Below are 14,627 nucleotides of genomic sequence, written 5' to 3' on the forward strand. Positions count from 1 at the left end.
ACAGCTGCTAAGAGCTGCAATCGAGTATTACTGGGGTATAGCGTTAGTTCTATATGAACATGCTGATTCAAAGCAGCACTTTCTTCAAGCGGGAAAGCGATTCCACAAGCACTCAAATTAACCTGACAAGCAGAAGTAGACTGCTCGAGACCCTCTTCTTGGCCAGAGGCAAGACCGTGGCCAAAAGCCAAATTTATTTTCTGGTTAAAAAGATCAAGAATATTATGAATTTCAGGTTGGGAATTCTTCAGTACTGTCAGATCTGTTGCTATCTGGTGCTCTATCTGTGACAGCAGAGACTTCAGAGAAGTCGGTTGAGCTTGCACCGCCAAATCAGTTTCACCCTCCGAAAGAAAGCGATAACGAAGACCAACAAGGTCCGTCACTCTAAAATAACGTCTTCTTTCACTGTCGTGCGTCACTGAATTTACACCCATATATATTATCCCTAGATAAACCCATCACACACTCTCCTTTCTAGAAGATCTCGTCAGGGTCCAATTCGAAAAAGTTATCAATTGCTTGAGAGTTAGCATCCAGCGTCTTGCTTTCTTCACGCAGCTCTTCCTTCACCTGCTTATCAGTTTTCTCTTGAAGAATAATCTCTACCCGGCGATTTCGCTTTCTACTCTCAGGCGTATCATTCGGCACCAGCGGCCGAGTATCCGCAAAGCCTGTTATGCTAAACCTATCTTGTTTTAGGTAGCCGTCATCAAATAGCCCGTGCGCAACTTCCAAAGCCCTTGCGACCGACAAATCCCAGTTTGATGGGAACATAACAGTTTGAATCGGCACATCATCAGTATGCCCCTGCACGGCGATATCACCTTCAATTGACTCGAGGATATCAATCAGCTTATCAAGCACTGGAATAAACTCATCCTGAAGCTGAGCTGAACCAGAAGAAAAGGCTCCTTTTTCCTGAATTCGAATAATAATTTTACGACCTTGGGTTTCCAGCTCCACCATATCTTTGGCAACTTCGGTCTGGAGCTTCTCAGCAATTTCTTCTGCCTTGGTTTCAGCCTCTTCTTCCAGCTCCATCATTTTTTGAGCAACAAACTCACTGATTTGGGCCTTTTTATCCTGAGCGTTTTCAGTTGACTCATCACAAGCTTCTGCAACGGCTTTCTCTATCTGAGCCTCACACAATACTTCGAGAGTCTGGTGATCTGAGTCAGTCGTTTGCTGCATCACCACTTGCAAAGGTGTGGGGTCTGGTTTTCCCGGAGAGAACTCTTGAGCAATAATACTGGTTCCTTTCGGGATCGACGTAACATCAACCTGATTCTGAACACCAAAGGCATTACGCATTGAACCAGCTAAACGCTTAAATTTGAGTACATCTATTTCTGCGAACGATAATAGCAGAACAAAGAAGCACATAAGGAGGGACATAAGATCCGCAAAAGTCCCCATCCATGCGGGGAGCCCGGGGACGCAATCGCAATCTTTTTCTTCTTCATCACTCATTGTCGAGTTGTTACCTCAGAGATCAAACTAAAAACATACAGGCTGCTTAATAAACCAGAACTATTCTTCACCTGTTTCTCGCTTGCCTTCAGACAAGTAGGTTCTCAACATAGCTTCAATAACACGTGGGTTTTGACCAGCCTGAATCGCCAAAACGGCATCGATTGACATGGACTTGATCAACTCTTCCTCTTCCATTCTAAGAGTCAGTTTGTCAGCAAAAGGGATAGCAACCATATTTGCAAGCATCGCTCCATATAGCGTGGTCAATAGAGCTAACGCCATCGCAGGACCAATGGACTTCGGGTCATCCATGTTGGACAGCATCGCAACCAAACCGATCAAGGTACCAATCATTCCCATCGCCGGCCCCAGGTCTCCTAGAGCAGACCAAACACTTGCGCCTGCCTTATGCCGCGCAACGGCCATATTCTTATCTTTCGTCAGAACTGTTTTAACAACGTCTTCATCATGGCCGTCGATTAAGAGAGCAATACCACGCGCTAGAAAGTCATTATTTATCTCCTTCCCTTCAAGCGATAGCAAACCACCTTTTCGAGCTGCATCTGCCAGCTCTACGACCAAAGTAATCACTTCTTCAGGCGACTCCAACTTGAACATAAACGCTTTGGCTGCAGTCTTTCCTGCGCCAAGAAACTGCCCAAGGTTGTATTTCATCATCAAAACAAGAAAGGAACCAACTAGCACGATCAAAACCGAGGGTACGTCGATAAACAGAACTATTGAGCCGCCCAGGGTCATTGCAAATACAACGATACAAAAGCCACCAAGTAAGCCAATGAGGGTTGCTAAATCCACTAAACGCTCCTAGAAAAAAATTCCCATCTTACAGATATGCCACTTAATGCCTTCAACTATTGAAATTGACTATTAATTCAAGACACTTCCAAGCACGCTAAAAAGAAAATAATTACGTGATTTTGTTACAAGGAAGTTTCATCTGTATGTATAATTGTTCGATTAGGTTTACGTGATCAAACGATCTATGTCGCCTGGCAGTAGTCACACTAATACATATTAATTTACAATTAGTGTAGCCCGAAAAATTGAAAGTTCCTGTTTTTTACCTCTTTTTTAGTTGAGATTTTTATGTCCTCTTCCGATTCAATTAATGACTTTGAAACTTCACTACAAGCTCTCGAAGAAATCGTCAATAAAATGGAGCAAGGACAGCTATCTTTGGAACAATCTCTTGACGCTTTTGAACAAGGCGTCAAGCTAAGCAAAGACTGCCAAAACACCTTGAAGAGCGCTCAACAACGCGTATCTGTATTAACTCAAAGCGACAATGGCTTTGAGTTAAATGCGCTCCAAGAGCAAAGCAATACTGACGCCTAGCCCAAGACCCGATCAATACAAGACTTCTTACCGTGAACGATAATTCAAGTAGTATCCCAAGCTTTCTGAGAGAATATCAGTCTCAAATTAATACAGCACTTAAGGTGCGCCTGGATCAGTTTTGCGCGCCAAACTCTCACTTGGGCGAAGCGATCCGATATAGCACCTTAATGGGAGGCAAGCGCATTCGACCCATTTTAGCCTTAGCGACAGCCAACTGCTTTGCAGTTCAGGCAGAGCAGGCAATGGATGCAGCCTGTGCAATTGAATTTATTCACGCCTACTCTCTTATCCACGACGACCTACCCGCGATGGACGATGATGACTTGAGGAGAGGTCAGGCCACCTGCCATAAAGCGTTTGATGAAGCCACGGCTATTCTGGCAGGTGATGCCTTACAAGCAATGGCCTTTGAATTACTCAGCCAAGCCAAACACTTTGGTCTCGAAAGCCAGATCAAAATGATCCAGCTGCTGACAAAAGCAAGTGGTGCCAGAGGAATGGTGCTAGGGCAAGCAATCGATTTTAACTCTGTCGGGCAAACCTTGTCTCTGAGCCAGCTTGAAAACATGCATCGACATAAAACTGGTGCCCTGATTGAAGCCTCTGTACAAATAGGCGCGCTAAGCAGCCCGTCAGGCGTGACGAAACAAGAATATGAAGCGCTAACCAACTACGCACAGGCTATTGGCTTAGCTTTCCAGGTTCAAGACGACATTCTGGATATTATCAGTGACACCCAAACACTTGGAAAAACCCAAGGTGCTGACATCGCGCTAAACAAACCGACCTATCCTGCCCAGCTTGGTTTAGAGGGCGCTAAAGAAAAACTTATAGCGCTACACCAAGAGTCTATCAACGCGCTGAGTAATCTCGGCGACAAAAATGTTCAGCAACTTACAGCGATTAGTGACTATATTATTTCCAGAATAAAGTAAGAGGTGTAACGTCGATTAAGTCGTAAAAACTGCACTCCTCCCTTTAAGGTTTCTGTTATACTTCGACCCTTACTATCTATCTGTAATTTATAGCCAATGCATACAACTTTTCCGATCTTTCAAGAAATTCCTTTGCAACGACCCAATACGCCATTGCTGGACAAGGTGAATGAACCTTTTCAGTTGCGCTTACTATCGGAAGAACAGCTGGCCCAGCTTAGCCATGAGCTGCGAGCCTACCTGCTATACAGTGTCGGACAATCAGGTGGTCACTTTGGTGCCGGGTTAGGCGTCATCGAACTTACGGTTGCACTGCATTACGTATTTAACACCCCTGAAGATCGTGTCGTATGGGATGTTGGACACCAAGCTTACCCTCATAAAATTCTAACAGGCCGACGCGAGCAAATATTAAAAATTCGCCAACATGACGGCCCTGCGGCGTTTCCCGCAAGAGAAGAAAGTGAATACGACACCTTCGGTGTCGGGCATTCTAGCACCTCAATCAGTGCAGCTCTTGGCATGGCTCTGGCTGCAAAAATGCAGTCCAGCTCTCGCAAGTCTATCGCAGTGATTGGCGATGGCGCTCTAACAGCAGGCATGGCATTTGAAGCAATGAGTCATGCCGGAGATATCGCTCCTGACATGCTAGTTATTTTAAATGACAATGACATGGCGATTTCGGACAACGTAGGCGGTTTGAAGAACCATCTGGCGAGAATTCTGTCAGGAAAAACATACAATCAGATGCGCGATGGCGGCAAGCAAATTCTGAGCAGCACTCCCGGCCTAATGGAGTTTGCCAAGAAAACTGAAGAGCACGTCAAAGGCTTGGTTGCACCCGGTACGCTTTTTGAGGAATTAGGCTTTAACTACATTGGCCCTATCGATGGTCATGACTTGCCAACCTTAATCAAAACATTAGAAAACATGAAGGAGCTGAAAGGCCCTCAATTCCTTCATATTGTCACCAAAAAAGGGAAAGGCTTCGCACCAGCAGAAATCGACCCGATTGGCTACCACGCAATCAACAAAATAGAAGCAAAACCCAAAGTAAGCCCTGTTGAAAATAAGCCTGCCAGCCAACCCAAGTACTCAAACGTTTTTGGCCAGTGGCTTTGCGATATCGCCGCACAAGACAGTCGGGTCGTCGGTATTACGCCAGCGATGCGAGAAGGTTCCGACCTAGTTCGTTTTTCCGAACTCTACCCTGAGCGCTACCATGACGTTGCCATCGCCGAACAGCATGCCGTAACACTGGCAGCAGGCATGGCTTGTGAAGGAGTGAAGCCTGTTGTCGCAATTTACTCAACCTTCTTACAGCGCGCATATGATCAGCTCATTCATGATGTCGCCATCCAGAACCTGGATATTTTGTTTGCCATAGACCGGGCTGGCCTGGTTGGTGAAGACGGCGCAACGCATGCCGGAAGTTTCGACCTATCCTTCTTACGCTGCATTCCCAAGCTAGTTGTGATGGCGCCTTCGGACGAAAATGAACTTCGGAAAATGCTCTACACAGGCCACCAATATGAAGGCCCAGCTTGCGTGCGCTACCCACGAGGCACAGGCCCGGGTGCAGAAATTGAAAAAGAGATGCAAGCCTTGGAATTAGGCAAAGCCAAAGCAATTCGCGAAGGAAAGAAAATAGCCATTCTATCATTTGGCTCTTTGCTGGAACCGGCGAAAGCTGCTGCCGAAAAGCTCAATGCAACACTCGTGGACATGCGTTTTATCAAACCACTCGATACGCAAATGATTGATGAACTGGCGAATAAGCACGAGACCTTGGTCACCTTGGAAGAAAATGTGATCGCCGGCGGCGCAGGAAGCGGCGTGTCTGAATACTTACGCGGGCAAGGACTTGTTTCGCAGGTCATTCATCTAGGCCTTCCCGATAAGTTTGTCGCTCACGGTAAGCCTCAAGACCTGCTTAAACAGTGCGGTTTAGATGCAGAAGGAATTGAACAGAGCATCTTGGCGCTTAGCAACCGAAAAGCAATCGAAAACGCCAGTTAGTCCGCTGGCGCATCATCGTCCTGATGGTCGCGCAACCAATGGCCTAATTTGCTCGCCTTGGTCGAAAGGTAACCGTCATTATGCGGGTTACGGCCAACCTGAATTGGAATTCGCTCGACAACCGAGACTCCACCACTCTGCAAAGCTTTTACTTTTCGTGGGTTATTGGTCATCAGCTTCAGCTCCTTAACACCCAAATGTGCGAGCATGTCATAACAAATCGTGTAATCTCGGAGATCTGCCGCAAAACCTAACTTTTCATTGGCCTCAACCGTATCAGCACCTTGGTCTTGTAACTGGTAGGCACGAATCTTATTTAATAAGCCGATACCACGACCCTCTTGACGTAAGTACAGCAATACACCACGACCTTCATCAGCAATGCTTTGCATCGCCTGCTCTAACTGGTAACCACAGTCGCAACGCATACTAAACAAGGCATCGCCAGTGAGACATTCAGAATGCGTTCTCGCTAATACAGGAGCACCGTTTGAGATATCCCCTAAGGTCAATACAACATGCTCCTGACCAGACTCCACCTCTTCAAAGCCATGCATATCAAACACGGCAAAAGGCGTTGGTAAACGGCATGTTTCAATAAAGCGAACTTTCACAGACGATCCTCTTGGCACAAACTAAAAAGGCATACTAAGGGCTTACAAGCAAGCATCCAAACAAGCTATAAGACCTGCAGGGCGCGCATTGTATCACATTCTGACAAGCGAGCTTAACTCGAATGTAAATTGAAACTGTCTTTTCCGCGACAAATTAGTGAATTCAAACTTACATAACTTGAAAGCCCCGAAAGCAGCTGCTCTAATTAGCCTCCCAAAGATAATAAGAACTAAGAAAATGAACCTATACGAAGAGCGTATTCTTCCACATCTGATCAATGCTGCCTGCACCTCTCCCCCTATTCAGAAACTCCGTAAAAGAATAGTACCGAAATGCACCGGACGAGTTCTCGAAATTGGCATGGGCTCTGGCGCCAACCTTGAATTCTACAACAGTAAGAACATCGACTTTGTATGGGGCCTAGAGCCCTCTGAAGGAATGCGAAGAAAGGCCGCAGCTAAGGTGGCAAAGTCCGATATTGAAGTAAAATGGCTGGACTTACCTGGTGAAGAGATTCCGCTTGAAGACGACTGCGTTGATACCATCCTGCTAACCTTCACCTTATGCACAATCCCCGACTACCACAAAGCCCTTCAGCAAATGCATAGAGTACTCAAGCCTGAGGGTAAGCTTCTATTTAGTGAGCATGGCCTAGCGCCTGAACCAAAAGTTGAGAAATGGCAACACCGTTTAAACAAACCCTGGGGCTGTGTTGCAGGAGGTTGTAACCTGAACCGCCCGATTGATAAGCTCATTCAAGCAGGCGGGTTCGAAATTGTAATGATTGAGCGCTTCTACGCTCCTAAAGCACCAAAGTTCGCAGGCTATATTTATCTAGGTGAAGCTCGAAAACTATAAATTCGGACTTAGGAGCTTAACCACCTGTCATATTCATAAAGCGAACAATTTGAGGCTCTTCAGACAAGTTAAACTCATGACGCTCTGGCTTAAGGTCCATTGCCTCGATAATGCTTCGCTTCAGACGCTCTCTGTCTCCGGGGTGGGCACGCAAGACGGCACGCAAGTCAACCGCATGCTCATTACCCAAGCATAGCAAAAGTAAACCCTCAGCAGTCACTCGCACCCGGTTACAGTCACCACAAAAGTTATGACTATGAGGCGAGATAAATCCGATGCGAGTCTTTTCTCCGGGCAATTGATAATAACGCGACGGGCCATCGGAGCGATTGCCGGTCGACACTACCTGAAGCGGCCAAACCTCACTGATAATTTCTTTAAGCTCTTGATTCGAGCAAAAAGCTTCTTCGCGACTATGTTCCGAGATAACGCCTAAGGGCATCTCTTCGATAAAGCTAATATCAATGCCTTTGCTCACTGCAAAACGTATCAGGGGGATTACTTCGTCGGCATTCCGACCCTTCATAATCACAGCATTCAATTTGATCTTCTCAAAGCCTGCGTCAATTGCTGCATCGATTCCCTGAAGCACTTTTTCAAGATCACCAACGCGAGTTAACTCTTTAAACTTGTCAGCCTTTAGAGTGTCCAGACTTATGTTTAAACGCTTTACGCCCGAGGCGAGCAAAGACTTCGCGACTTTTGATAACTGTGAACCATTTGTCGTCATCACCAGCTCATCCAAACCAGGCAAGGCGCCTACCGACTCGCACAAGGACATTACGTTTGCTCGAACTAAAGGCTCACCACCCGTTAAACGTATCTTTCCGACACCTAGCTCGACAAAGGCCTCAGCAACTTGGTGCATTTCTTCCAAAGTCAGGACTTTTTGTCTCGGAACAAAGGTCATTTCTTCGTCCATGCAATAGACGCAGCGAAAATCACAGCGATCAGTCACAGACATACGCACGTAGCTAACGCGACGGCCAAACTTGTCAATTAACTGATTGCTATTAATACTCATCGACTCTCACTCAATAGTTCAATTTTACGATGCCAAATAGTGACCACTACGGCCACCTTTCTTTTCGAGTAATCTTACCTGATCGATCACCATACCTTTATCAACCGCCTTACACATATCATACAAAGTCAAGCAGGCGACACTCACGGCCGTTAAGGCTTCCATTTCAACACCCGTTTTGGCATCAAGCTTACACTGGGCCGTCATTCTTACCCGGGGTTCACCCTCTTCGAGACCTAGCGCTTCAATCTCTATGCTTACAGAACTGAGGTTCAAGGCATGACACAAGGGAATCAGCTCCGAACACTTCTTTGCCGCCATAATTCCGGCTATTCTGCAGGTCGCGAATACATCACCTTTCTTGTGACGACCTTCGGTAATCATCCGAAGGGTTTCTTCCTTCATTAAAACGTAACCTTCTGCGCGTGCAATACGGTGGGTAACTTCTTTTTCACCCACATCTACCATATGCGCTGCACCTTGCTCATTCAGGTGCGTTAGATTGTCGGACATACTTACCTCTTTCCCAGACTCTAATGACTCATTCTATCAGACCAAGCTGCTATCTTTTAGACCACGCACCAATACCTGCTACACCTTGCGCTCCTGCCTGAAAAGCACGAGGTAAATCAGCAGGGCTCATTCCCCCTAATGCATACACTGGCAGCGTCGCTAACTTAAGCCAGGCACTGAAGCTAGACCAGCCAATTGCGATGGCATTAGGGTGAGTAGCTGTTTCCTGCACCGGTGACAATGTTGCAAAGTCTGCCCGAATACTTTGTGCATGTGCCAGCTCATCTAAAGAGTGGCAGGACACCGCTAAATAAAAGTTTTCTTTAAAAGGTCTAACATGACAACGCTTCGCCACATAAGTCGGCAAATGAACACCTCTAACACGCGTTTTGTATTGCTCAAAACGAAGCAAGCATTCACCTAGCAGCTCCGCCGAAGCCTCCGCATCAAAAGACAACTCAAGGTGCGCACTCAGCATTAGGCTCTGCCCTAAACCGGGAATCGTCGCCAGCAAGTCATCCAGCCAAATAAAATACTCATCAATACTTAAATCTGGCTGCCTTAAGAGTATCATGCCTGGACATTTTTCGAACAAAACTTCTACTTCTTTTCTTGCCCTATCCAAATTTGGGTAGGTAGGCGTAACTATATATTGCTCTGGAAGTTGGCAGGCGGTGATGATAGGCACATTAGCATCAGGGAAGCTGTATTTTGATAAATCCCCACACTCAACCCACTTTACTTGCTGACCTTCTCGGCCAAGACCATCGCTTGGCGCTTTCGAGAATTTGGACACCAGCCAGACATCGAGCAGCACTTGCTTGTCACCATAGTCATGAGAAATCTGAATCAACGGTCGCAGTGCGCCAGCCTCTTCAGGATCGAACACCAGGCCAAGTTCTTCCTCCAGTTCTCTGGCTAAAGCAACAGGAAGCGTTTCACCACTTTCGACCTTGCCGCCTGGAAACTCCCATAAGCCGCCTTGATGAACCTCATCAGGACGCTTAGAAATCAGGATCTCTCGGGCACCGGCAGCAGATGTTCTCTCTATGACGCCAACGGCCACATGAACTATTTTTGATGACGACATAAGCCCCTTTACAAAAAAACGGCCCATAAGCTTTACAGCTATGAGCCAGATAATAATTCAAAAAAGTGTATGCTTTATCTAGAAATAAAGCTTAAGTCCGGTATTCGGCATTAATCGTCACATAGTCGTGAGACAAATCAGTTGTCCATACCGTTTCTTCAACACTGCCACGCGCTAAGTCGATACGTATGGTGATCTCTTCTTGATCCATCACTGCCTGACCGCGCTCTTCAGTATATTCGGCACACTTCTCGCCTTGATGAACAATCCTGACATCACCCAAGTATATCTCGACCAAGCTCAAATCAAACGCCTCAATCGAAGCCCGGCCCAAGGCGGCCAGAATACGACCCCAATTCGGATCGCAGGCAAATAAGGCGGTCTTAATCAAAGGAGAATGAGCAATGGTGTAAGCCACTTCAAGTGCTTCTTCAGTACTTTTAGCCTGCTCAACCTGAACCGTTACAAACTTGGTGGCACCTTCGCCATCACGCACGATCAATTGCGCCAGCTCGACCAAGACATCACTTAAGGCGTCTTTAAGGGCTGGAAAATCAGCATGAGACTTATCAATCAAAGGTGCTTTTGACTTGCCTGTCGTAAACAGAATACAAGAATCGTTTGTCGAGGTATCGCCATCGACAGTAATTCGATTAAATGAGGCCTCAGCAAGCTCCTGCAATAATTCATCTAGCAAAGCTTGAGGCACGCTCGCATCACATCCGACATAGGCCAGCATGGTTGCCATGTTTGGCTTAATCATGCCCGCGCCTTTACTGATGCCATTAATACGAACAGTCTCGCCTGCGTAGCTAATTTCAGTCGACACACCCTTGGGTCGAGTATCGGTTGTCATAATACCTTCGGCCGCATCGGCCCAAGCATCACCTTTTAACTGAACTTTAGCCTGAGGAATTGCCGCTACGATCTTCTCTATAGGCAGTTTTTCACCAATAACACCGGTTGAAAAGGGCAACACTTGTTCTCGCGCAACACCAAACTGTTCAGCTATAGCAGCACAACTTTGCAAAGCATCATCCATACCCTGCTTACCCGTGCCTGCATTGGCATTACCGGTATTCACCACTAAATAGGCATTTGAAGCCTGAGCAAAGCTACCTGTCGCCAAGTGCGCTTTACAGAGCTGAACCGGTGCAGCGCAAAAAGCATTCTTTGTAAAAACGCCTGAACAGGTGCTCCCCTGAGCCAGCTCGATCAAAACCAGGTCTTTACGACCCTCTGTTTTGATACCAGCCTCAACAACACCGATACGCGCACCGTCTATGTCAAAAAAGGCAGGTAAATCACCCTTACCAACAGCCATAATTCCTTCCAATTAAAATATTTACTAACAGTAAGGCTATGAAACCTTACCGTGGCACTGCTTATACTTCTTGCCCGAGCCACATGGGCAAGGCTCATTACGCCCTACTTTACGGCCTTCTCGCGTCACAGGGGCCTGCTTTTCTTCAGCCGCCGGAGCCGAGCCACCTTCACTACCGGCTGCATTGGCATCTGCATGTTCAGTCTTTGCCCGGCCCAATTGCTGTTCTAGCTCTTGCTGTCTGCGTCGCTCTAGCTCTTCAGCCTCGTCTTGAGTCTGAATCTTCACGTGACTGGTCACACGTACCACGTCATTTTTCAAATTGCCCAGCATCGATTCAAATAGAACAAATGCTTCTCGCTTGTATTCCTGCTTAGGGTTTTTCTGAGCGTAGCTGCGTAGATGGATACCCTGACGTAATGCATCCATTGATGCCAAGTGCTCCTTCCAAAGCGTATCAAGAATATGTAGAAACACTTGTTTCTCGAAGTTACGCATAGACTGCGCACCCGCCGTCTCTTCTTTCTCTTTGTAAACTTTAACGATCTCTTCAATAATCTTGGTTCGCAAGGTTTCTTCGTGCAAGCTATCGTCACTATCCAACCATTCTTGTACGGGGAGTTTAACCGCAAACTCTGACTCAAGATGGCTTTCAAGCCCGGCGATATCCCACTGCTCGTCTAGGCTTTGCGGTGGAATAAAGCGACTGATCGTATCATCAACAACTTCTTCGCGAATCGCTGCAACGATATCTGAAATATCATCAGACTCCATCACCGAGTTACGCTGCTCATAAATCACACTACGCTGATCGTTCGCCACATCATCGTATTCCAGTAAGGACTTACGAATATCAAAGTTACGGCCTTCTACTTTACGCTGAGCCTTTTCAATCGCATTACTCACCATCTTGTGCTCGATGGCCTCACCTTTGTCCATACCCAAGGCTTGCATGATGTTACGTACACGATCCGAGGCAAACAGACGCATCAAGTTATCTTCTAAAGACAAGAAGAAACGGGTACTACCTGGGTCACCCTGACGGCCAGATCGTCCACGAAGCTGGTTATCGATTCGACGAGACTCGTGACGTTCGGTACCCAAAATATGCAACCCGCCTGCCTCAAGTACGGCTTTATTTCGTACTTCCCAGTCAGCTTTGATTTTAGCGATCTTGTCATCACTTGGGTCTTTCAATGCTTTAATTTCAGCTTCCCAATTACCACCCAGAACAATATCCGTGCCACGACCAGCCATGTTCGTCGCAATGGTTACAACACCCGGCAAACCGGCTTGCGCAACGATCTGAGCTTCTTGAGCATGCTGCTTCGCATTCAATACACTGTGCTTAATGCCTGCTTTCTTAAGTAATGCAGACAAAAATTCAGATGATTCAATAGATGCAGTACCCACTAGTATCGGGCGCTTTTGCGCAACCACAGCTTTTACTTCATCAATGATCGCTTGGTATTTTTCTTCCTGCGTCAGATAGATCAGGTCGTTATGATCAATTCGCTGAATCTCTTTGTTTGTCGGAATAACGACAACATCCAAACCATAAATTTGCTGGAACTCGAATGCTTCGGTATCCGCCGTACCCGTCATACCAGCCAGTTTCGAATAAATTCGGAAGAAGTTCTGGAAGGTGGTTGAAGCCAAAGTCTGGCTTTCAGCCTGAATTGCAACATTCTCTTTAGCTTCTATCGCCTGGTGCAAACCTTCGCCCCAACGACGACCAGCCATGGTTCGGCCGGTATGTTCATCGATAATAACAATTTGCTTATTCTGAACGATATAATCGACATCTTTCACATATAGGTAATGCGCACGCAAAGCGGCATAGACGTGGTGCAGTATGTTCAGGTTAGTCGCAGCGTAAAGGCTATCGCCCTCTTCCAGCACGCCATGCTCAATTAAGAGTCCTTCAAGATAGGTATGACCCGCTTCAGTCAAATCGACATTTTTCGATTTTTCATCAATTGTGAAGTGACCGTCATCAATAGGCTTATCGTCTTCACCTACCTCCGCTTTCTTCAGCATCGGTACCAAAGCATTAATCTGCTTATAACGCTTGGAACTGTCCTCAACTGCGCCAGATATAACCAAAGGCGTACGCGCTTCATCAATCAGGATCGAATCAACTTCATCGACAATCGCAAAGTTCAGACCACGCTGATACTTACCTTCAAGATTGAAGGCCATATTGTCACGCAAGTAATCGAAACCAAACTCGTTATTAGTACCATAGGTGATGTCTGACTGGTAAGCTGCTCTCTTTTCATCTGGCTGCTGGCCACCATAGACAACACCAACACTTAAGCCCAAAAAGTTATAGAGTGGCTCCATCCATTTGGAGTCACGCTTTGCAAGGTAGTCGTTCACGGTCACAACGTGCACACCCTTACCTTCCAGAGCATTAAGGTATACAGCCAAGGTTGCTACCAGCGTTTTACCTTCACCAGTTCTCATCTCTGATATTCGACCTTCGTGCAGCGTCATACCACCAATCAACTGAACATCGAAATGACGCATAGATAAGACACGCTTACCAGCCTCACGACACACTGCAAAAGCTTCAGGCAAAATCTGATCCAGGCTCTCACCCTCACCAACTCGCTTCTTAAACTCTGCACTTTTAGCTTTTAAGCTTTCATCATCTAGTTTGGAAAGATCCTCTTCCAAAGCGTTTATCTTCGTGACGACCTTTCTCATTCTCTTGAGTTCGCGCTTGTTCTTACTACCAAAAATCTTGGTCATTGCTGATGAAAACATAATGATCTTCTATATTCGTATCTTGTTAATTGAGAGCTCTGCAGACAGAGCGCTATTCTATAGAATGCGCCCGCACATTGATTTCTAATGGTCACGTTCGGCGTGATAAGCCAAAGATGAAACAGCGATCCCTGATTATTGTTGAAAAAATAAGTTCAAGTCTACAGTGAATTGAAACCAGGCTCAAAGGCTAAAATGGGTATGAGATGAAGTAATACAAGGGCAGAGAAGAGAAAAACAAAAGAAAAGTCGATAAATAGCGAAATGGGTCAGGTTTTTGGTAAATCAGACCCATTACCTCAACAAAGAAATAAGGCACTAACGACGATGAATATACTTCTTGGGGTTAATGACTTTGCCGTTTTTGCGTACTTCATAGTGCACGTGAGGGCCGGTTGAGCGGCCGGTGCTGCCCATTGATGCGAGCACTTGGCCTTTGTCGACAATATCGCCTACTTTTGCTTTGAGTTCTTTACAGTGAGCATAGCGGGTTGTGAAGCCTCCACCATGGTTGACTTCAACTAAGTTACCGTAACCGTAGCGGTCACCTGAGTATGTAACGACGCCCGAGGCAACGGCGATGATGTCACTATCTTCCTTACCTGCGAAGTCTACTCCGGCATGCCAGGCACGCTTTCCTGA

General features: G+C 46.4%; 14 protein-coding genes. 4 read left to right on the plus strand and 10 right to left on the minus strand.

Translation table 11 applies throughout. The annotated features are described in order from the left end of the window. From A3735_RS25030 to pomA, 3 genes are all read right to left on the minus strand, one after another. The coding region (locus A3735_RS25030) for a hypothetical protein (protein WP_068638858.1) at positions 1-437 on the minus strand (437 nt) is incomplete at its 3' end. 40 nt (positions 438-477) lie between these two features. Continuing rightward, positions 478-1,473, minus strand: coding sequence for a flagellar motor protein MotB (locus tag A3735_RS25035; protein ID WP_068553495.1), 996 nt, complete (start codon positions 1,471-1,473; stop codon positions 478-480). A gap of 60 nt (positions 1,474-1,533) precedes the next feature. Then, positions 1,534-2,292: a flagellar motor protein PomA gene (gene pomA / locus A3735_RS25040; protein ID WP_068516334.1), complete on the minus strand. Its 759-nt coding sequence runs from the start codon at positions 2,290-2,292 to the stop codon at positions 1,534-1,536. 291 nt (positions 2,293-2,583) lie between these two features. Between pomA and A3735_RS25045 the strand changes: the two genes are divergently transcribed. From A3735_RS25045 to dxs, 3 genes are all read left to right on the plus strand, one after another. Beyond that, positions 2,584-2,832: an exodeoxyribonuclease VII small subunit gene (locus A3735_RS25045; protein WP_068515370.1), complete on the plus strand. Its 249-nt coding sequence runs from the start codon at positions 2,584-2,586 to the stop codon at positions 2,830-2,832. Positions 2,833-2,864: 32 nt separating this feature from the next. Continuing rightward, complete coding sequence (locus A3735_RS25050; protein ID WP_068516336.1) at positions 2,865-3,770, plus strand: polyprenyl synthetase family protein; 906 nt, start codon at positions 2,865-2,867, stop codon at positions 3,768-3,770. A 96-nt stretch (positions 3,771-3,866) separates the two neighbouring features. Further along, positions 3,867-5,789, plus strand: coding sequence for a 1-deoxy-D-xylulose-5-phosphate synthase (gene dxs / locus A3735_RS25055; protein WP_068516339.1), 1,923 nt, complete (start codon positions 3,867-3,869; stop codon positions 5,787-5,789). Here the strand turns inward: dxs and ribA are convergent. Next, positions 5,786-6,403 carry a GTP cyclohydrolase II gene (gene ribA, locus A3735_RS25060; RefSeq protein WP_068508589.1) on the minus strand — a complete coding sequence of 206 codons (618 nt, stop codon included), beginning with the start codon at positions 6,401-6,403 and terminating at the stop codon, positions 5,786-5,788. The genes dxs and ribA overlap by 4 nt on opposite strands. A 238-nt stretch (positions 6,404-6,641) precedes the next feature. Between ribA and A3735_RS25065 the strand changes: the two genes are divergently transcribed. Beyond that, a complete protein-coding gene (locus tag A3735_RS25065) occupies positions 6,642-7,262 on the plus strand; it encodes a class I SAM-dependent methyltransferase (RefSeq protein ID WP_068516341.1) in 621 nt (206 codons plus the stop codon). 16 nt (positions 7,263-7,278) lie between these two features. Here A3735_RS25065 and moaA read toward each other — a convergent pair whose 3' ends face one another. The 6 genes from moaA to A3735_RS25095 form a co-directional block, all read right to left on the minus strand. Further along, positions 7,279-8,286, minus strand: coding sequence for a GTP 3',8-cyclase MoaA (gene moaA, locus A3735_RS25070; protein ID WP_068516344.1), 1,008 nt, complete (start codon positions 8,284-8,286; stop codon positions 7,279-7,281). Positions 8,287-8,310: 24 nt separating this feature from the next. Then, positions 8,311-8,799, minus strand: a complete 489-nt coding sequence (moaC, locus tag A3735_RS25075) for a cyclic pyranopterin monophosphate synthase MoaC (protein WP_068516348.1) — start codon at positions 8,797-8,799, stop codon at positions 8,311-8,313. A 49-nt stretch (positions 8,800-8,848) separates the two neighbouring features. Then, positions 8,849-9,889 (minus strand): Nudix family hydrolase, encoded by a 1,041-nt coding sequence (locus A3735_RS32405; protein WP_082865281.1) that lies wholly within the window; start codon positions 9,887-9,889, stop codon positions 8,849-8,851. A gap of 91 nt (positions 9,890-9,980) precedes the next feature. Beyond that, entirely contained in the window at positions 9,981-11,213 is a 1,233-nt protein-coding gene (argJ, locus tag A3735_RS25085) for a bifunctional glutamate N-acetyltransferase/amino-acid acetyltransferase ArgJ (protein ID WP_068516350.1), read from the minus strand. A 36-nt stretch (positions 11,214-11,249) separates the two neighbouring features. After that, the gene (gene secA / locus A3735_RS25090) at positions 11,250-13,985 is read right to left on the minus strand and encodes a preprotein translocase subunit SecA (protein ID WP_068516353.1); all 2,736 of its coding nucleotides are present in this window, start codon (positions 13,983-13,985) and stop codon (positions 11,250-11,252) included. A 318-nt stretch (positions 13,986-14,303) separates the two neighbouring features. After that, a partial coding sequence (locus A3735_RS25095) for a M23 family metallopeptidase (protein ID WP_156499914.1) occupies positions 14,304-14,627 on the minus strand: 324 nt, incomplete at its 5' end.

It is taken from the genome of Oleiphilus sp. HI0061 (assembly GCF_001635675.1).